This is a genomic window from Segatella copri (genome assembly GCF_026015295.1).
GTDB classification, from domain to species: Bacteria; Bacteroidota; Bacteroidia; order Bacteroidales; family Bacteroidaceae; genus Prevotella; species Prevotella copri_C.
Map to the genome: position 1 here is coordinate 3,209,537 of NZ_JAPDUW010000001.1, position 18,485 is coordinate 3,228,021.

An 18,485-nucleotide genomic window follows, 5' to 3' on the forward strand; every position below is an offset into this window, starting at 1 on the left:
TCTAAAGAAAAAAGAGCCACAAATCTTTCGATTTGCAGCTCTTGGTACCCAGACCCGGGATCGAACCGGGATGGATTGCTCCACTGGTGTTTGAGACCAGCGCGTCTACCGATTCCGCCATCTGGGCAAATACCACCTTGCTTATTTGCGGTTGCAAAGGTACTAATAATTTTTGAACTGACAAACTTTTTGGTGACTTTTTTTTCTAAAAATGCATTTTTAATGCAGAAACATTAAATTTTTGTTGTTTTTATAGTCCACTTTATTAAATTTCAAGAAAATCTTTGGCACTTTCACGGATAATCACTAACTTTACAGATGAATTTTGAAAACCAACAAAATATTAGACTCAAGATATGAAGAGTAACGGAAATAATTATTGTGTGATATTGGCGGGAGGTAAGGGCCGCAGACTCTGGCCTTGCAGCCGCAGCAACTATCCGAAGCAGTTTGTCGACTTCTTTGGAGTGGGGCGCACCCAGCTTCAGCAAACCTTTGACCGTATGGCAAAGATCGTGCCTGCCGACCATATATTTATCAACACAAATGAAGAATATGTTCAACTGGTAAAGGAACAGTTGCCTGAGGTTCCTGCAGAACGGATATTGGCGGAACCTATTCATCGCAATACGGCACCTAGCATGGCATGGGCCAATCATCGCATCTCGATGCTCAATCCTGATGCCTGCATCATCGCCACTCCTTCGGATCAGGCTATCTTCAATGAAGATGCTTTCCGGGAAAACGTATTGGAAGGTCTGGCTTTTGTGGCAGAACATGACCGTTTCCTGACGATGGGTGTGAAGCCAACCCGTCCAGAACCTGGATATGGATATATTCAGATGGGCGAAGCTATCGGCAACGGATTGTACAAGGTGCAGTCGTTTACAGAGAAACCGGAAAGAGAGTTTGCCAAGATTTTTGTAGAGAGTGGAGAGTTCTATTGGAATACGGGTTTATTCCTTTCTAATGTGAAGTATCTGCGTGAGTGTTTCTGCAAGATTCTGCCCCCTGTACTCCGTGATTACGATAAACAGTATCCCGAATTCAGTGTGGAGACAGAGAATGCATACATGAAAGAGAGCTTCTCTTCTTATCCTAATATATCAGTAGATTTCGGAGTGCTTGACAAACCTAGCAATGTCTATATGATGAAGTGTGACTTCGGCTGGGCTGATCTGGGTACCTGGCACAGTATCTACGAGGCGATGCAGAAGAGCAGCGATGACAACGTGGTTGTTGACAGCGATGTGATGATGGAGAATTGTCACAACAATGTAATCAAGTTGCCTAAAGGAAAGCTGGCTGTATTGAACGGACTGGATGGTTTCATAGTAGCCGAGAATGACAATGTATTGTTGATATGCAAGAAAGAAGATTCTTCTGCCCTGGTGCGTAAATATGTAAACGAGGTGCAGATGAAGAAAGGCGATGAGTTCGTCTAAGCAAGGGCTTATGAAATAAAGATATAAAAAGAGCTGCGAAGCATATTCGCAGCTCTTTTTCTGTTTGAAACTTCTTGCATTTAAAGTTTCTTGAATTCTGTATAAATCTTATCAGCAATTTCCTTGAACTCTTCCTCTGTGAGTTTGAGATGCTCCTTGCGGAAGTTTACATCAGCTTCGCTGTTCATTGGGATGAGGTGGATATGGGCATGAGGAACCTCCAGACCCAAAACAACCTGCGCCACTTTCTTGCATGGGAAGGCTGCCTTGATAGCCTTGGCTACCTTCTTGGCGAAAACCTCAAACTCAGCCAGGTCTTCGTCTTCCATATCGAAGATGTAATCAACCTCCTTACGGGGAATTACCAAAGTATGACCTTTGCCGATAGGGCTAATGTCGAGGAAAGCATAGAACTTGTCGCTTTCTGCACACTTGTAGCTAGGAATCTCTCCTGCTGCAATCTTTGAAAAAATGCTTGCCATAATCGCTAATCAATTTATAATTAATAATTTATAATTTACAATACATATTATCTTATTCTTTTTTTGATGTCGTTGCATCGGCTACTTTCATTTTCTGTAGAGTATATCGGGTAGGCTTACATATAACATAAAAGGAACCGTCATACGGGCATTGCTGCCGATATGATAGTTCCTTTTATTCCGTTTTATTCAAATGAAATCTTGTCGATGCGAAGATTGATGGTGCCGCGAGGAATCTTGATTTCTGCAATCTCACCTACCTTCTTGTTGAGCAATCCCTGTGCGATAGGAGTCTTGATGGAAATCTTGCCTTCCTTCAAGTTTGCCTCGCTCTCGCTCACGATGGTATAAGTCATCTTTGCCTTGTTAGCCATGTTGGTCATCTCTACCTTCGACATAATCTGCACGCTGTCGGTGCTGAGTTGCTTGGTATCGATAATCTTGGCCTCGGCAATGGTGAGCTTCAGGCGATTGATCTTATCTTCCAGATGAGCCTGTGCCTCTTTAGCGGCATCATACTCAGAATTCTCACTTAAATCACCCTTGTCGCGGGCTTCAGCAATTGCGGCTGATGCCTTAGGGCGCTCTACAGATACGAGCTGTTTCAGCTCAGCTACGAGTTTGTCGTAGCCTTCTTGTGACATGTAAGCCATAATTTTCTTGTTGTTTTAATGTTATTAATAATCGGTTGGCAAGTAGCATAAAAAATAAAGAATTCCAGTGCCAGTGAAGCACCGGAATCCTATATCTGTATTTATGTCTCTTGTTTATCCTTTTGTGTATAATCTGAATGCAAAGATAGGACTTTATTTCCGTATCACCAAATTTTTTGGGGGAAATTTTAAAAATATCCTCCTTTTTCCTTCACATAGTTCATTAATTCGCTAAAAATCTGATTATTGCGCAATATCTCCGGGTTGCCTGTCATAATCATCTGCTTTCGGGCACGGGTGATGGCTACGTTCAGCTTGCGGTCGATGATGGCGCCGTCTTCTACGAAACTGTTGCCTGCAAGGAAGTCGAGCTGCCAGATGTTCTGGATGGTGAAACTGTAGATGATGACATCTCGCTGGCTGCCCTGGTACCGCTCTACGGTATCGATACTGATTTTCTCCAGTTCCGGAATACCGAGCTTTTCGATGCCTTTGCGCACCATGGCTATCTGGTTGCGGTAAGGAACGATGACGCCTACCGTCTTCTTGGCATCGAAACGCTCTCCATAGAAGCGGTGGATGCGGCGAAGCAGGTCTACAACGATTGCTGCCTCGTTGGCATTGATCTTATCAGATACATTCGGTTCCTTGCAGAATTTGGATGGGAGGAATATCATGCGGTGCTCCTTCAGCAGGTCGTCGAGCGCATCTTCTGATGGGAGAGTATATGACAGCTCCGTCTCCAACTGGTGTGGACATGGCACGGGTTCCAGTTTCTCCCGACGGTAGAACATCCGGTTAGGAAACTCTGCAATCTCGGGATGCATTCTTCCTTGGCGGCGCAGAATGCCGATGAATTCGCTGCGTTCTTCGTGATCTTCCCAATGAATCAGACGTTCGAAGAGGGAGTTGCGGCAGTTGGTAAGACAGATGTTCTGCAGGATGCTCATGTCGATGACGCCACCTTTCTGACTGTCGTTGATGGTAGGAATGCCTGAATCCTGCTCGCTCTGCTGCACCACGGCTGGCAACTGCTTGTAGTCGCCAATGAGGATGAACTTATCCACGGCAGACAGGAGACCGATGAGATTAGGCTCCAGTATCTGGCTCGACTCGTCGATGATGGCAAGCTTGAAGTGCTTCAGCGAGAAGATGAACGGCTTGGAGGTCATCATCGAAGTGGTGCCCACGATTACACGCGTTCCTATTATATATTGTTTGATGGCTTCGAGCTTCGGACAGTCGCTGATGGCTTTCTCTATCAGATAAGGGCGGAACCGCTCATCGCAGGAGTACTCGCTGCCGAGGCGAAGGAATGGAATGCCCGAATCTACCAGCATCTCGCAGATTTCATCTACGGCTCGGTTGGTATAGCTCATCAGGAGAATGGAGGAAGCGGGCTGCTGAGCCGTCTTGCCTCCCGAGGCGATGCTTTCTGCTGTTGGCATTCCCGTTCCGTCGTTCAATGCTTCTTCTACCATAAACTTCAGGGCACGACTGGTCTTTCCTGTTCCCGGAGGTCCCACGAGCAGGAAGTAATCCTGTGCCTGCTTGGCACGGAGAATGATGTCGTCCAGTACATCATCGTAATGTCTGGTCAATGTAAGCGAGGCGTTTCTTTGCGGGGCACGCTGCCCTAACAGCAGGTCGCGTTTCTCCTTGGGTGCACAGATAAACTGGTGCAGGTTACGTATGCTTCCGCCTGTCGATGCATCGCTCGTTCCATGTTCTATGGCGTAAGGCAGATTCATCTCGAAGATATCGGCATTCTGCTGTCCGTCGGTGAGATGCACCACAATCTCATCGCTGTGAATCTCCTGCAGTACACCTTTATATAATATAGCCTTTCTTACGTCGGGTTCTTCCTTCAGCTTGTAGGTATAGAGATACACCATGTCGCCGATACGGAAGTTGGGCAGGAAGTCCTTTCCCTGGTCGGGCACACTCAGGGTGATGGTATCATATCCGCTTCCTGCGCTGCTCTGTTCCTTTCGGATGATGTGCAGGTCGGTATAGATATTGCCGGCATCTTTCTTTTCGGCGAGTGGCATGGTCCAGAGGTCGGAACTGGATGTGTTCGTTCCTTCCTGTGCGCCCACCTTGCTGATCATCTGTTCCCGCAACACGAAGGTCATCATGCGGCAGAAGTAGGCCTCTTCTATTGGGGAGAGGTTGTGGAGCGGACTGGTGATGGCTTCTATCTGCGGCTTCAGATACTTGTTGTAGAAGAAATCCTGCGTGCCTGCTACATTGAGTACATCGGGTGTAAACTCGTTAAGTGCATGCTCGAATCCCTCCTTGGCTATCTCGAAGGAAGCGGCTACCAGCTGGTTGCGGTATTCGATGGCCTCCTTGAAGAGCTTTTGGTAGTAAGCTACCACCATCAGTCCGTCTTGCGGCTGATACTTGGAGTAGAGCAGACGGATATTCACGCGGTCGTTGCTCAGCTTGAAGTTGTGCTGCAATACGCCATAGTAGAGCAGCAGCTGTACATAGTGGGGCTCCAGCTGATAACTGTGATAACCCGGATCTACCTGATGGGTTTCGATATTCATGTTGCGTCCCGATTTCTGCTCCACCAGCAGTTTGCAGTCGGTGGTCATCAGGTCCACACGTCCCTGTATGCCGAGTGCTTCGCAGACGAACGAAGGTTCGAGGATGGCTTTCTTCCTGTTGTAAAGACTTTCGCCACGGAAGGCTGACATCTGTGCCTGCGATGCGGTGCGGGGAAAGAGAATATCCACTACCTGCTGCAGATTGAATGCCTGCTGGTTGGCATCGGTATAGAATTTCTTGGCATCAAACCAGGGACAGGTGCAGAACTCCAGGGCTTTCTCCCTGAAATTCGTCTTTATGGTTTCGTTCATCTGGTATTTGCCGTTTGTATTGATGATGTCATCCAGCGCAGCACCGGCAAAGTTACCGAGCAGGGTAGCCTGGGTGTTGGCGCGGGGTTTCATCTGGTTCAGCAGATAGAGCAGGGGATGATGACCGAAAGCCGTGAAGCAGGTGGCAATACTACTGATATCTACCAGATAATCGGGTTCCACCACGATGAGTCGGGGGGTGATGACGGGCTGCTTTACCTGACAGTCGAGCAGGTTGAGCTGCATACCTTCCTTCAGGATATCCCAGAGGTAGGTATGGTCGATATGGTTTTCTTCGTCTTTCAGTTGAACGAGATATTCCTCTTCGTCAGCATCTTGGTCAATATCCACGCGGATGAAATCGCTGTCCCAGTTCTTCACGATGCAGCGGATGCGGCGGTTGTTGATTTCCAGTCCTTTCTGATAAGGGCGGTTGGTATGGGGAATGAGCACGTTCAGCTCGTGGGGAACATCCACTCCGAATACGGCAGAGATGAAGATGGCTAGGGCACGTGCATCATATTTCAAATCTTCGCTTGAGAGTGGTTCCTGCGAATTACTGTGCCGGCGCATGGTCTGGATGGCAATCTTGTCTGCCACCTTGATGCCGTGAGCCTTACAGAGATAATCCACCTGGGAGAAAAGGTTACCGAAAGCCTGTTTCGTTTCCTTCACTCCTTCGTGGCAGCAGAGGATGAGCGTATCGTGCATCATCTTGTTGCGTGTCTTCGGCTCCAGTTCGGGGAGTATCAAAAGTTCTCTTACCCTAAGGAAGAGTTCTGCGGCGCTGATATTGTTTTGATTCATAGGCTACAAAGTTACGAAAATTATAACTACTCTTATAATAAAGGTATTTATAATTATTGATAATTAACTGTTGAACAGGAATGCGTATTTAAGGAAATTTAGGGCGTTTGTGCAAAAAAGTGTATCTTTGCAGCAAAAGTACTAAAAAATAATGCAAGAAATGCTTACCGTATCATTTCTTTTTTGTATATTTGTAGCCCCCAATTGAAAAGAAGGGGGTATTATTAATCTAAAAATATTAAACAATGACAAAGGAAGAATTGATGCATAGAGCCATTGAACTCTCAAAGAATAGCGTGAAGACGGGTGGCGGACCTTTTGGTGCTGTGATTGCCAAGGACGGTATTATCATCGCTGAGGCTTCCAACAGTGTAACCATCGACCTCGACCCTACGGCTCATGCCGAAGTGAACTGTATCCGACAGGCTACCCGCAAACTGAAGACCTTCAATCTGGAAGGTTGTGAGATCTATACCTCCTGCGAGCCTTGCCCGATGTGCCTGGGTGCCATCTATTGGGCACATCTCGACCGTATCTATTATGCCAACGACCGGAAGGATGCGGCAAAGATAGGTTTCGATGATGAGTTTATCTACGAGGAGATAGACCGCAAGATAGAAGACCGCCACAAGCCGATGATTGCGCTGATGAGAGATGAGGCGCTCGGTGCCTTCCGTATGTGGGAGGAAAATGCGGAAAAGACGGAGTATTAATGAGATAAGATAAAAAGGGAAGGTTGCACGGAATATGAACCGCAGCCTTCCTTTTTTCGTAGATTCTTCTTGTATTCTATCATGCGGGATAGAGAAAAATGGAGAAAAGGAACGATTTCTCAGATTTTCTTTGTAATTTTGCCGCCAAATTCAGAAAAGACACTGAATTGATGGATAATGGAAATTCTCTAATTATTATAACGACAATGGAACAGTCAATAGAAAATCTCTACAAATTAGACGGCAGAGTGCCCGTTGGTAAAGCACTCCCATTTGGCCTTCAGCATGTGCTGGCGATGTTCGTCAGCAATATTGCGCCAATCATGATTCTCGCTGGTGCGATAGGTTTGGACAGTTCGGTGAGCGCCGTGCTTATCCAGAACTGTATGGTCATCGCCGGTATCGGTACCTTGGTGCAGCTTTATCCGGTATGGCGTATCGGTTCACGCCTTCCTATCGTGATGGGTATCTCCTTCACCTTCCTTTCGCTCGCCATCGCCATTGCCGGTGCTCATGGTATGGGTACTTTGATCGGCGCTGTCATCATTGGTGGTCTGGTAGAAGGAACACTCGGACTTTTCGCCAAGTATTGGATCAAGCTCATTCCGCCTGTAGTAGCCGCTACCGTGGTAACAGCCATCGGTTTCTCGCTCCTTCCTGTTGGTGCCAACTCTTTTGCGGGTGGTCAGGGTGCAGCTGATTTCGGTAGCATGAACAACTGGGTTGTGGGTTCTGTCACTTTGCTGGCTTGTCTGCTTTGTCAGATTTTCGCCAAGGGTTTCTTGCGTTCACTCTCTGTATTGGTAGGACTGCTGGTAGGTTACATCCTGGCTCTGTTTATGGGAATGATAGATTTCAGCGGACTTTCTGGTCTCTCTATCGTAGCTTTGCCAAAGCTTCTTCCATTCACTCCTGAATTCAATATCGGTGCTATTCTCTCAGTTGTAGCTGTATATCTGGTTTCTGCCACAGAGACGATTGGTGATACTTCTGCTCTCTGCAACAGTGCGTTGAAGCGTGATCCTAAGACTAAGGAGATGGGTGCGGCAGTCTGCTGCGATGGTTTCGTAAGTTCGGTTTCCGGTCTTTTCGGTTGTACTCCTATCACTTCATTCAGTCAGAACGTAGGTTTGGCAGCGATGTCGGGAGTAGTGAACCGCTTTACTATTGCCATGGGTGCCATCATCATGATTATCGGTGGTATCTTCCCAGCTATCGGTTATGTATTGACTACGATTCCTCAGGCTGTATTGGGCGGCTGTACCATCATGATGTTCGGTAGCATCCTCTTTGCCGGTTTCGGCATGATGGCGCGTACCGGCTTCTCTCAGCGCAACATGGTCATCGTGAGTCTTTCGCTCAGCGTAGGTCTCGGATTCACATCTGCAACAGGTATGTTCAACATCTTCCCAGAGATTGTGCGCACCGTTTTTGCAGATAACTGTGTGGCAGTAGTCTTCCTGCTCGCCGTTATCCTGAACCTCGTGTTGCCGAAGAATCTGGATAAGGCATAAGAATCAAAGATATTTATAGATAAAAAGGTGCAACTCACTTTCTTACTTGTGAGTTGCACCTTTTTTGCTATAAACTGTTAACTATTAACTAAATCACTGTCCTCCCAGTCTTTCGAAGAAGGTGATGATTTCTTCGAAGGTCTTGAATTCATCGCTGCCGTATTCTATCGTCGTACCCATGAAACCATCGCATGGGCTAGGGTCGATGAAGTAATCGCCGTAGAGCAGGTTCTTCTGGTTGCAGAAGATGATGTGGTTGTAGGCTGGGGTAGAGAGATATTCCTCCACCCAGATCTGTACCTTCGCCATGTATTCATGGTCGTTGGTTGGCGCTGGGGCTACGATATATACGTTGTAATGCTCTATCAGCATCTCGTAAGCCTTGTGCATCGAGCTGGTTGCCTTCATGTAACTGTCGTGCAGGGCATCGAAGTCGATGTATACGATAGGGCGTTCCTTGCCGTTCTGCTTGTCGTCAATCCAGCGGATAACCGGACAGAGATAGTGGAATGCTACCTTGTCGATAAGTCGGTGCTCGCCATGGAATGGGATGGCGAGCGGATAGTGCTCGTGGAAGAGGTCGAAGGTATGGACCAGCGGATCAGCATCGCCGAAGAGACCGTAAACACGTTGCTGCTCCTCGGGAGTAATGTCCTGGAAGCAACGCTCGGTAAAGTCACGGTATTCCTTGATGAGGCCTTTGTTAACCATCAGTTCGTTCACTCCGTCCTTTCTCGGGTTCTGGAATTCCTGCTTGCCGGTCATGCTGCTCATCGTATCGCCCATCTTGAAGGCAGGGTTTACGAGGATGCGGTCGAATCCTTTCAGCAGTTCGGTATACATGCCTCCCATCGAGGTACCGATGATGAGGTCGGGCTTCTCAGTCTCCGCCATCTTCTGCAGCATCTCTATGCCCTCTTCAGGATGTACCGGGATGTCTTCAGCCACGAGGGTGGCATTCGGCATCAGTTCCTGCAACATCTTTACGGTGCCGCTCTGTGCAGAAGAGAGGAAACCGTGAACATACATGATTTTCTTGCCCGACATGAGGTCGGGGAATTGTTTGATATATGGATTCATATTCTTATAGTTTTATAGGGGGCATCATATCATGCTCCCTGAACATCTTATTCATTTCTGCTGCAAAATTACGCTAAATTGCAGACAAAACAAAATTATTGGGCGATAAACTTCCTTGTTTGCGAAAAAAGTAGTAATTTTGCACCCAATAACCATATTAAAGTTCAAGTCATAATGGATTTACTGAAAGAAAGAATTATGCAGGAGGGCAGATGCTTTCCTGGTGGAATCTTAAAAGTAGACAGCTTTGTAAACCATCAGATGGACCCTATTCTGATGATGGACTTAGCTAAGGAATTCGTGCGCCTTTTCAAGGACATCAAGTACAACAAGATTATTACTATTGAGGCTTCGGGCATCGCGCCTGCCATCATGGTAGGTTATCTGACCAATCTTCCTGTTGTGTTCGTCAAGAAAAAGCAGCCTAAGACTATGGAGGGTATGATTACCTCTGTGGTTCACTCTTTTACAAAGGACCGCGATTATACGGTTTGTGTGAGCAACAGTTATCTTACTCCTGAGGACCATGTTATCTTTATCGATGACTTCCTTGCCAATGGTAATGCGTCTAAGGGCGTGATGGACCTTTGCGAGAAGGCTGGTGCCAAGATTGAGGCGATGGGTTTCATCATCGAGAAGGCTTTCCAGCATGGTGGTGACTTCCTGCGCAAGGAGGGAATCCGTTATGAGGCGCTCGCTACCGTAGAGAGCCTGGATGATTGCAAGATTGTCTTGAAGTAAAACATCTTATTATATATAGTAAAAGCCGCCTGTAATAGGGCGGCTTTTTTCTTACTTGACGATATCTGCGGCATAGATTCCCATCGCCTTGTAGCCTGCAGGGTTCGGATGGAGCCAGTCGCTGCTGGCATATTCCCGCTTCATCCTTCTGTCATCATTCGGGTCTTGAAGCAGCTTGGCGAAGTCTAGAATGCCATCTGCTTTCTTTGCCTGACTTCGAATCCAATCGTTTACGTAGAGTCGGGCTGCTTCGTGGAAGTGGCTGTAGTAGCCGGCACCCTTGAAAGGCGTGATGGTGCCCAGATAAACTTTCATCTTCCGTGCCTTCGCCTTCCTCATCATTCCCTGTATGCTCTCTATAATCTGGCGGGCTACCGTTTCGCTGTTGCCGCTCTTGGCAGCACCAATGTCGTTGATGCCTTCAAAGATAATTACCTTCTTTACGCCGCTCTGCATCAGAATGTCTCGGTCGAAGCGTTCCTTGGCGAGTGCCCCGAAACCGCCCGGCACGGTTACGCGGTTGTTGCCGATGCCCAGGTTCAGTACACCCTGGTTGGTTATCTTATGCTTCAGCTGCAGCATCTCCGACATAACATCGGGCCACCGGTTCTGGGCATTATCCGTAGAACATTTGCCGTCTGTGATAGAGTTGCCCATGATGGCGATGGCACTCATGTTGGTGCTCATCGTATACACATCGATGCCGCTGATGTTGTACCAGTGGTTCTCGCGGAAAGCCTTTTCGAAGTTGGTGTGGGCATTGGTTACTCCCTTCATGATATAAGAGGTGGTACGTGAGCCCATGTGAACAGTAGGCACATCGGGAGCCGAGGTGTAGTTGATGGTGATGGCTACGCGCTCCAGGTTCTTGAGATTGAACTTCAGGGCATCGCTCACTATCTGTTTGCCGGCAGGGATGGTAGCTTTGTAGCTGTTGCCGAACTTGAAGTATTGGGCCGATTTGGCATCAATCTTGAAGGAGTCTTTGGCGTGGGCGATATAGATGGAGCGTATCACTACGGGTTGCATCGAGTAGATATTGCTCAGTTTCAGTCTTATCACGTCTCCTCCTACGCTTACCTTTACTATCTGGCGAACCGAACGGTTTGTCATGTTGTTATTATAGGGCATAAACGCTTTCACCACAGTCTGCGGTGCCGTAGCCCAAGTTCCAATCCATGTTTGTGCCGCCATCTGTAGTGTGTATGTGCAGATGAAGCATAGTATCATTATAAATCTTTTCACCTTGTTGTTATAATGATTTGATATTTTCTTCCGATAGCCCTGTGAATTGCATGATTTGCTCTATAGGCAGACCAGCTTGACGCATTTTTAGGGCGATGGCATTTTTTTCTTCAGTTTTACCTTCCGCTCTGCCTTCTGCTCTACCTTCCGCTCTACCTTCTGCATGCCCTTCTAATCTAGCGTTTCCAAGAACGTCATTTTGAATCATGATGGCATTGACATGTTCATCGTAGGCGTGTCGTTCGGCATTCGACATAGAGTAGTATTTCAGCTTCTCGCGAGCTTCTTGCAATCCTGGTGCTTTCGTGTCAGGATTGATGACTCCGTTTTTGAGGTAATCAACCCATTCCTCCAATGGAGACTTGGCAACCTTGTTGAATTCATTGACGCGCACCAGCATATAGGTTGGGAATATTTCGGTAGGCGACTTTCTCACGATTGTATCTTTCTCTTTGGTACTGATGATGAGTTGGTCTTGCGTATGCAGGCCGATAAAATTGTTTTGTCCTACATAGATATAGTCCGATCCTTTGCCAAGGTCAAAATAAAGTATACTAATGGAATATACCTTTTTTACTTCTTTGTAGGTGTTGCCGAGATTGATATGCTCGGTAATAGCCTTTGCCACCCCATAGAGCACGCGCTCCAGATAATACAGCTCACTTGTGTTCTGTATCTCCACGATGATGATGTCCCCTTTGCTATTTTTCGCCTTGATGTCAACTCTGTTAAACTTGTCGTCGGCTTCCTGTTGATTACCCTCGCTTTCCAATATGTCGATAATCTTGATAGGCTCACCGATAAACACTGTAAGGAATCCCTCAAGTACTCCAAAGTTAGCCTTCTGACGAAGCAATCGTTTGATTGCCCAATCGAATCGAATGTATTTATCTTTTAGCTCTTCCATATAGATTTCCTCCTACAATTAATATTCGGTTGCAAAGTTACGTTTTTCTTTTGAAAGAAGCAAGGATTTTTGGAAAAATGTTTGAGTTATTGTACTATCAATGAGTTTATACTTGTACAACAGTAGGTTTATGGTTGTACAACAAAAGGGTATATGGTTGTACAACAAAAGGGTATACAGTCGTACGACTAAAGAGTGTGTAGTTGTACGACAATGGGGTGTTGTCACTAGGCTCGGCAGACCTGCTGACTGCAGTCGGCAGAGCTGCTGACTAGGCTCAGCAGAGCTGTCGAGCCTAGTGGGAATCTTCAAGAAGCAGTCTGCTTGAACCTCAGATACAATCTGGTTGAACCTCAGATACTGACTGCTTGAACCTCCTAATCTATATCTTTGCCCCAGCGCAGTCGTATCCTTGTGCCCGATGAGCCGTCTCGTTACGCTTATTCAGCCGCATTGTTATGCTTGCTCAGCCGCCTTTATTCTCCACGATAAAAGCCATTATTGCTCATTTCCGACCATTTCAAGAACATTTCCTGATAATTGTCTTTTACGAACTCACGAATGATTCTCAATTCTTTATTGGTCAAAACGCCCTGCTCTTTTACGATGGTATCGCCATTTCCCATTACAAAAAGCTTGGCAGAGCCAGATTCTGTTAAACGTTTGTCACTAGCATGTACATGCATAGCTTCTACGATACAATGGGAAGTAAAATAGAGGTAATACCCACATATCATAAAATCGTAATATTTAGGCATAAGCTTGCTCCATTAATTTTTTGTTTCGTTTCCAATACTTTTGAACGATGCTGATTTCTATATCATCCATATTGGTTTCTGTTACTTCACCCTCGCTTGTCATTACAAGAGCATGATATGGCGGATGTAGATACACTACACGTATAAAACCTTCTTCGGTTTGCGAAAATGCATATCCGCAAACTATCATCATGGCTTTTTCTGCTACGGCTTTAATTTCTTCTTCCTTCATGATAATCTATTTTTACTGTCTTGATTGGTTTGAGAAAAGTCTCAGGATTGATATACAGATTCTTCAATATGGGCAAAAGATCAATGTACTCTTCGGTTTCTCCCATACCTTCGTAGTCGGCCATGACAACAATATATCCATTATCCCATTCCTTAACCTCTGTGTATCGTTTGAGGCATTTTGGAGTACGAAATCGGATATTACTATTGCCATATCTAAATGAAGTCATATCTCCCTGATTGGAGAGTAATGCTTCTGATGAAAGATTCACGTTGTCCATATTCTGCCTCCTTATTTTAATGATTTACCTTTCATGCTGCAAAGATAATAATTAAAATGGAATATACCAAAGATCTTTTCGAAAAATTACGTCGGGACGTATCTGTTGCTACGTCCCGACGCGTCTGTTGCTACATCGGGACGTAGGAAATGCTACGTCGGGACGTAATTTTTGCTGCATCGTAGGAGCTTTTTCGATAAAAAGCATAGAAAAGCACTAAAAATTGAATAGAAAATAAGCGTTTTTGCTCAATGTTTTCAACCTATTAGCTCCCAAAACGCCTCTAGAACGCCCGAAAATCGCTGTTTTTTGCAAAACGTGGCAATAGGTGGCAATAAGGTGATAATAAAAAAGCCCATTATTGCCATCCGTTATTCTCTTATTATCAGCTACTTATAATAAGTGTGGCAAATGTGGCAATTAATTTGAGAAAACATGTTACTATGTGTAGAGGATCTTTGTTTCTCAAACATTCCATCAAAATCCGATTTGTATAAATACTATTGCCATCGTTTCTCCTTGGGAAAATGTTCTAGCTGTAATGGTAGAAGTTTTTCGGGAAAAGTTTTGGAGATTAGGAGATAAAGTATTATCTTTGCCATCAGATTCAAAAACGAATAATCAAACTGAGTTATGATAGTAAGACCAAAGCGCATTTATCGCAAGCGCATACCATACGGCATGCAGAATTTTGAGGATGTCATAAAAGAGGATTGTTACTATGTGGACAAGACTCCTTTCATAGAGCAAATAGAAGAATCCAACAAGTATTTCTTCTTCATTCGCCCTCGCCGTTTCGGCAAGACACTTACCCTCTCCATGCTTGAGAATTACTATGACATCAACAAGAAAGACAAGTTTGAGGAAATCTTTGGCAAGCTATACATCGGGCAGAATCCTACACCAGAGCATAATACATATCTCATCATCCACCTCAATTTTGCCGAGGTGGCAGCAGGATTGGATGATTATAAGAATGGACTGGACAACCATTGTCGCCTTGTATTCAATTTCTTCTGTGACATCTATGCACATATTCTTCCTGCCAATACCAAGGAAGGAATGGAAAAGTTAACAGATGCAGTGTCTCAACTGAGGTTTCTTTGCCAGAAATGCCAGGAGGTGGGAAAGAAGATTTATCTCTTCATCGATGAGTACGACAACTTCACCAACATGATTCTCGCCCATGAGGAGCATCTTATGAGGTATCGCAACCAGACCCACGGAGAGGGATACTTGCGCCAGTTCTTCAACACCATCAAGGGTGCTGCTGGCAATACCCTGGGCAGAGTGTTCGTCACGGGAGTAAGCCCTGTGACCATGGATGACCTGACCAGCGGATTCAACATCGGAACCAACTACTCCCTAAGCCCAAAATTCAATGAGATGACGGGCTTCACGGAAGAAGAAGTCAGAGAGATGCTGGATTATTACCGCAGCGTCCTGCCGTTCAATCACACCACCGATGAGCTGATCAAGGTGATGAAGCCTTGGTACGACAACTATTGCTTTGCCGTCAAGAGCTATGGCAAGACCACGATGTACAACTCCGTGATGGTGCTCAATTTCATTAGCAACTATATAGATAATGAGTACGACATCCCCGACTCCATGGTGGAGACCAACATCCGTATCGACTATGACAAGTTGCGAATGCTCATCCGCCACGACAAGGAGTTCGCCCACGACGCCAGCATCATCCAGCAGTTGGTAACCCAGGGATTCGTGATAGGCACGCTCAACGAGAACTTCCCTGCCGAGCGAATCAACGACCCAGACAACTTCCTCAGCCTGCTGTTCTATTTTGGCATGGTGACGATAGATGGAACATACAAGGGTGAGACCAAGTTCATCATCCCGAATGAGGTGGTGCGAGACCAGATGTACACCTACCTGCTCGACACCTACAAGGAGAACGACTTGGTATATGATAGATATAGCAAGGGTAAACTGGAGAGCAAACTGGCATACGATGGGCAATTCAAGCCATACTTTGAGTATATCGCCGACTGCCTGATGAAGTACTCCTCCCAGCGAGACAAGCAGAAGGGAGAGGCTTTCGTGCATGGCTTCACCTTGGCGATGACAAGCCAGAACAAGTTCTATCGCCCTATCTCTGAGCTGGACAATGACGGCGGCTATGCCGACATCTTTCTCTCTCCGCTCTGTGACATCTACAAGGACATGGTAGATTCATATATCATCGAGTTGAAATATTGCAAGAGCCAAACCACAGATGAGCAAGTGAAAAAGCTCTTCGAGGAGGCTTCAGCTCAAATCTCTCGCTATGCGGACAGTGATATGGTCAGAGAGGCAGTAAAGACTACAAAGCTCCACAAGCTGGTTGTTATCTACCGCGGAGCGGAAATGGTGGCTTGCGAGGAGATATAAAACTATTTCAACCATACAGGTCGAAAATGTTTGAGAGAGATAAAAAGAAAATTTTCGACGACATCTATTGTTTGGCCTTTCGATCTACATGCAGTGATTACAAAGTCACAATTCATTTGTAGTATTTCGGTTCAGGGGAGATTGTCCGTGTATAGACAATCTCTCCTGAGCCCATTTATGTCATTTTTGGGGAACGAGAAAATGGGAAAGTGACGAAAAGTGGTAAAACTACCACTTTTTGCTAGTAAAGACAGATAACTGGGAGGTCAGGTTTGTTACCTGTCCAATAGCAAGAATGCCCTATAATCTAAGGATAGAGCGGCTAGTGCGCACACCTTTTAAGTATAATAAATCTAAAAATTTTTGGTTAGAACTCTACTTTCGCATATCTTTGCACTTAAAAAAAGTGGCACATGTGCCATAAATTTTAAGTAGAGGCATCTATTCGATCTGTCCTTAGGAAGCAAGTAAGCACTGGGAGGTCAGGTTTGTTACCTGCCCAATAGCAAGAATGCCCTATACAAACAATATATTCATTATCCCATTCCTTGACCTCTGTGTATCGTTTGAGGCATTTTGGAGTACGAAATTGGATATTACTATTGCTATATCTAAATGAAGTCATATCTCCCTGATTGGAGAGTAATGCTTCTGATGAAAGATTCACGTTGTCCATATTCTACCTCCTTATTTTAATGATTCACTTATCCTTCTGTTGCAAAAAAAATCTTTTATTATGCTTGATAATAAATAGTATCTTCTGCATTTGACGGTTTGTACATGCCAGCATCTGCGAATAGTCCTTCAAAGCATAAATCTTCATCTAATTCAGGCCAATGAATACCATATCTGCTCAATACGAAAGCCTTACGCTGGGCAGGTGTGGCGTTAGCAAGACGGCTCCAACGGCTGAACGGATAGTTAGCCTTCCAGCCATTTTGGGTTTCTGCCCAAATATGGGCATCGTCAACCCAAACGCGATTTACTCTATATTGCTCCATAATATCTTATTTTTGATTAAAATACTCTTTCCATCTATCTATAATGACCGCCTCATTCTCAGAAATAATAGATTCTATCAAAGCAATATCATGCTTTTTGAATCCATGGTTATAAATCTGGGTCAGAGGGGATACATTGTATTTTGCTTCATTTCCATCCTTGATAACATGGACATGAATTGGTTCATGATCATTAGAATAAAACATGAATCTGAATCCGAAAAATATAAATATTGTTGGCATCGTTTCTTTTTTCTGCAAAGATACGCTTTTCTTCTGAAAGTTCCAAGGAATTATTGAAAAATGTTTGAGAATGAGGATTATAAAAGGCAAGTCGCTTCCTTGTCTGACCAGTGATGGGGCGGCAAGGATGCAACTTTGACTTTAAAGGTTGGGTTTATCTTTTCCCTAGTATATCAGAATGGAATTATTGATAATACTAGGCGTTTTAACTCCTTTTTAGGGGGCTACGTCTGGTAGCCTTTTGAGATATTCAAAATTGCACCATATAAGGTAATGGATTTTCTTAACTCTGTTAGGTATAACTAGTATCAACACTATACATAACAGCAGCAAAAATCCTTTCAATATACAGATGAATTCAGGATAAGGCATATATGGATATAAGCTTTTGGGCAAAATAAGAAATAATGAAATCGGTATAATCATACTTTGCATAAATGCGACTTGTCCTTCAATAATTGAAACGTCATTATTGTATCCATTCTTGCTTGCGTAATAATAGGCTTCGTAATATAGATTTAAAATTTCGTGATTTTCTTTACTTGGAGCTACCGATGGATCTATTCCCTTAAAACTAAAATATAAGAGAAAGCTAAATGCTGCCAACGAAAGCAATTCCGGAATATAGATGTAAACGTTTTCGACCTTAATGCTGCTAGCTTGTAAAAAGCAAGCAACAACAATAGCTGTTAGCAAATAAATGCAAGGAATGGTAACATGTAACTGCTTCGTGTAAGAATATTCTTTTTGAGGAAGGTATTTATAGTCTTTTATCTCTTTTTTTGTATTCCGTAAAGTCTCAGCTAAAAAGTCATAGCTATTTCTTGTCTTATTCCATATTCGTGATGTTAGTACATGGTTTATAATGCCGATAAGGTAAGCAGCAATAAGCCAAATTGCCCAGATTATAGAATTGTCAACTTCAAAAGTATTTGGCATCCATGACAATTTACACATAGATAATCCCCATAAAAGGATAATGAATTCTGGTACAATCATCGCCAAGATGTCATATAAAGAAAGTTTCGATAGAAAATTCATGGCTTATGGATTTGTAATTATCTAAAAAGGTGTATCTTACATGTCTAGTGATAGACAAGGAAGATACACCTAATTATTGTTTATG

At 44.7% G+C, this 18,485-nt stretch carries 18 protein-coding genes and 1 tRNA gene; 5 read left to right on the forward strand and 14 right to left on the reverse strand.

Annotated features, from left to right (window positions below; translation table 11 throughout):
- Positions 1-42: 42 nt before the first annotated feature.
- Positions 43-127 (reverse strand) — tRNA-Leu (locus ONT18_RS13525).
- A gap of 229 nt (positions 128-356) precedes the next feature.
- Here ONT18_RS13525 and ONT18_RS13530 point away from each other — a divergent pair.
- Entirely contained in the window at positions 357-1,445 is a 1,089-nt protein-coding gene (locus ONT18_RS13530) for a mannose-1-phosphate guanylyltransferase (RefSeq protein ID WP_118151110.1), read from the forward strand.
- Between the two features lie 80 nt (positions 1,446-1,525).
- Here the strand turns inward: ONT18_RS13530 and ONT18_RS13535 are convergent, their stop codons facing one another.
- From ONT18_RS13535 to ONT18_RS13545, 3 genes are all read right to left on the reverse strand, one after another.
- Positions 1,526-1,927, reverse strand: coding sequence for an HIT family protein (locus ONT18_RS13535; protein ID WP_022120766.1), 402 nt, complete (start codon positions 1,925-1,927; stop codon positions 1,526-1,528).
- Positions 1,928-2,112: 185 nt separating this feature from the next.
- The gene (gene greA / locus ONT18_RS13540; RefSeq protein WP_022120765.1) at positions 2,113-2,580 is read right to left on the reverse strand and encodes a transcription elongation factor GreA; all 468 of its coding nucleotides are present in this window, start codon (positions 2,578-2,580) and stop codon (positions 2,113-2,115) included.
- A 188-nt stretch (positions 2,581-2,768) separates the two neighbouring features.
- The gene (locus tag ONT18_RS13545; protein ID WP_264906132.1) at positions 2,769-6,254 is read right to left on the reverse strand and encodes a DEAD/DEAH box helicase; all 3,486 of its coding nucleotides are present in this window, start codon (positions 6,252-6,254) and stop codon (positions 2,769-2,771) included.
- Positions 6,255-6,499: 245 nt separating this feature from the next.
- Between ONT18_RS13545 and ONT18_RS13550 the strand changes: the two genes are divergently transcribed.
- Together ONT18_RS13550 and ONT18_RS13555 are read left to right on the forward strand one after the other, a co-directional pair.
- On the forward strand, positions 6,500-6,967 hold the full coding sequence (locus ONT18_RS13550) for a nucleoside deaminase (RefSeq protein WP_006847694.1): 468 nt from the start codon (positions 6,500-6,502) through the stop codon (positions 6,965-6,967).
- A 206-nt stretch (positions 6,968-7,173) separates the two neighbouring features.
- Positions 7,174-8,481 (forward strand): nucleobase:cation symporter-2 family protein, encoded by a 1,308-nt coding sequence (locus tag ONT18_RS13555; protein ID WP_040553121.1) that lies wholly within the window; start codon positions 7,174-7,176, stop codon positions 8,479-8,481.
- 93 nt (positions 8,482-8,574) lie between these two features.
- Here the strand turns inward: ONT18_RS13555 and ONT18_RS13560 are convergent, their stop codons facing one another.
- Positions 8,575-9,561, reverse strand: a complete 987-nt coding sequence (locus ONT18_RS13560; RefSeq protein ID WP_264906133.1) for a YqiA/YcfP family alpha/beta fold hydrolase — start codon at positions 9,559-9,561, stop codon at positions 8,575-8,577.
- Between the two features lie 174 nt (positions 9,562-9,735).
- On the opposite strand from ONT18_RS13560, the gene xpt reads away from it, so the two are divergent.
- A complete protein-coding gene (gene xpt, locus ONT18_RS13565; RefSeq protein ID WP_022120760.1) occupies positions 9,736-10,302 on the forward strand; it encodes a xanthine phosphoribosyltransferase in 567 nt (188 codons plus the stop codon).
- A 51-nt stretch (positions 10,303-10,353) separates the two neighbouring features.
- Here the strand turns inward: xpt and ONT18_RS13570 are convergent, their stop codons facing one another.
- The 5 genes from ONT18_RS13570 to ONT18_RS13590 form a co-directional block, all read right to left on the reverse strand.
- Positions 10,354-11,547: an SGNH/GDSL hydrolase family protein gene (locus ONT18_RS13570; RefSeq protein ID WP_437183729.1), complete on the reverse strand. Its 1,194-nt coding sequence runs from the start codon at positions 11,545-11,547 to the stop codon at positions 10,354-10,356.
- A 7-nt stretch (positions 11,548-11,554) separates the two neighbouring features.
- Positions 11,555-12,454 (reverse strand): Rpn family recombination-promoting nuclease/putative transposase, encoded by a 900-nt coding sequence (locus tag ONT18_RS13575; RefSeq protein ID WP_264906134.1) that lies wholly within the window; start codon positions 12,452-12,454, stop codon positions 11,555-11,557.
- Positions 12,455-12,930: 476 nt separating this feature from the next.
- Positions 12,931-13,212 (reverse strand): DUF4160 domain-containing protein, encoded by a 282-nt coding sequence (locus ONT18_RS13580; RefSeq protein WP_119237194.1) that lies wholly within the window; start codon positions 13,210-13,212, stop codon positions 12,931-12,933.
- Positions 13,205-13,444 carry a DUF7723 family protein gene (locus ONT18_RS13585; RefSeq protein WP_119237195.1) on the reverse strand — a complete coding sequence of 80 codons (240 nt, stop codon included), beginning with the start codon at positions 13,442-13,444 and terminating at the stop codon, positions 13,205-13,207. Before ONT18_RS13585 ends, ONT18_RS13580 begins: the two co-directional genes overlap by 8 nt.
- The gene (locus tag ONT18_RS13590) at positions 13,425-13,724 is read right to left on the reverse strand and encodes a DUF7724 family protein (protein ID WP_006847682.1); all 300 of its coding nucleotides are present in this window, start codon (positions 13,722-13,724) and stop codon (positions 13,425-13,427) included. The genes ONT18_RS13585 and ONT18_RS13590 overlap by 20 nt, the downstream gene beginning before the upstream one ends.
- Before the next feature lie 633 nt (positions 13,725-14,357).
- Here ONT18_RS13590 and ONT18_RS13595 point away from each other — a divergent pair.
- The gene (locus ONT18_RS13595; RefSeq protein WP_264906143.1) at positions 14,358-16,115 is read left to right on the forward strand and encodes an ATP-binding protein; all 1,758 of its coding nucleotides are present in this window, start codon (positions 14,358-14,360) and stop codon (positions 16,113-16,115) included.
- Positions 16,116-16,542: 427 nt separating this feature from the next.
- Here the strand turns inward: ONT18_RS13595 and ONT18_RS17415 are convergent, their stop codons facing one another.
- The 4 genes from ONT18_RS17415 to ONT18_RS13610 all read right to left on the reverse strand — a co-directional run bounded on the left by ONT18_RS17415 (position 16,543) and on the right by ONT18_RS13610 (position 18,358).
- Positions 16,543-16,791: a DUF7724 family protein gene (locus ONT18_RS17415; RefSeq protein ID WP_420377412.1), complete on the reverse strand. Its 249-nt coding sequence runs from the start codon at positions 16,789-16,791 to the stop codon at positions 16,543-16,545.
- A 58-nt stretch (positions 16,792-16,849) separates the two neighbouring features.
- Positions 16,850-17,116: a DUF2442 domain-containing protein gene (locus tag ONT18_RS13600; protein WP_118139257.1), complete on the reverse strand. Its 267-nt coding sequence runs from the start codon at positions 17,114-17,116 to the stop codon at positions 16,850-16,852.
- Between the two features lie 6 nt (positions 17,117-17,122).
- A complete protein-coding gene (locus tag ONT18_RS13605; protein ID WP_040553191.1) occupies positions 17,123-17,359 on the reverse strand; it encodes a DUF4160 domain-containing protein in 237 nt (78 codons plus the stop codon).
- A gap of 216 nt (positions 17,360-17,575) precedes the next feature.
- Positions 17,576-18,358, reverse strand: a complete 783-nt coding sequence (locus ONT18_RS13610) for a hypothetical protein (RefSeq protein WP_264906144.1) — start codon at positions 18,356-18,358, stop codon at positions 17,576-17,578.
- Positions 18,359-18,485: the final 127 nt, after the last annotated feature.

Coding starts and splice junctions, on each gene's coding strand:
- ONT18_RS13555 (WP_040553121.1), top strand. CDS start 7,174: ATGGAACAGTCAATAGAAAATCTCTACAAATTAGACGGCAGAGTGCCC.
- ONT18_RS13550 (WP_006847694.1), top strand. CDS start 6,500: ATGACAAAGGAAGAATTGATGCATAGAGCCATTGAACTCTCAAAGAAT.
- ONT18_RS13595 (WP_264906143.1), top strand. CDS start 14,358: ATGATAGTAAGACCAAAGCGCATTTATCGCAAGCGCATACCATACGGC.
- ONT18_RS13610 (WP_264906144.1), bottom strand. CDS start 18,358: ATGATTGTACCAGAATTCATTATCCTTTTATGGGGATTATCTATGTGT.
- ONT18_RS13530 (WP_118151110.1), top strand. CDS start 357: ATGAAGAGTAACGGAAATAATTATTGTGTGATATTGGCGGGAGGTAAG.
- ONT18_RS13600 (WP_118139257.1), bottom strand. CDS start 17,116: ATGGAGCAATATAGAGTAAATCGCGTTTGGGTTGACGATGCCCATATT.
- ONT18_RS13580 (WP_119237194.1), bottom strand. CDS start 13,212: ATGCCTAAATATTACGATTTTATGATATGTGGGTATTACCTCTATTTT.
- ONT18_RS13590 (WP_006847682.1), bottom strand. CDS start 13,724: ATGGACAACGTGAATCTTTCATCAGAAGCATTACTCTCCAATCAGGGA.
- ONT18_RS13585 (WP_119237195.1), bottom strand. CDS start 13,444: ATGAAGGAAGAAGAAATTAAAGCCGTAGCAGAAAAAGCCATGATGATA.
- ONT18_RS13605 (WP_040553191.1), bottom strand. CDS start 17,359: ATGCCAACAATATTTATATTTTTCGGATTCAGATTCATGTTTTATTCT.
- ONT18_RS13545 (WP_264906132.1), bottom strand. CDS start 6,254: ATGAATCAAAACAATATCAGCGCCGCAGAACTCTTCCTTAGGGTAAGA.
- greA (WP_022120765.1), bottom strand. CDS start 2,580: ATGGCTTACATGTCACAAGAAGGCTACGACAAACTCGTAGCTGAGCTG.
- ONT18_RS17415 (WP_420377412.1), bottom strand. CDS start 16,791: ATGGACAACGTGAATCTTTCATCAGAAGCATTACTCTCCAATCAGGGA.
- xpt (WP_022120760.1), top strand. CDS start 9,736: ATGGATTTACTGAAAGAAAGAATTATGCAGGAGGGCAGATGCTTTCCT.
- ONT18_RS13575 (WP_264906134.1), bottom strand. CDS start 12,454: ATGGAAGAGCTAAAAGATAAATACATTCGATTCGATTGGGCAATCAAA.
- ONT18_RS13560 (WP_264906133.1), bottom strand. CDS start 9,561: ATGAATCCATATATCAAACAATTCCCCGACCTCATGTCGGGCAAGAAA.
- ONT18_RS13535 (WP_022120766.1), bottom strand. CDS start 1,927: ATGGCAAGCATTTTTTCAAAGATTGCAGCAGGAGAGATTCCTAGCTAC.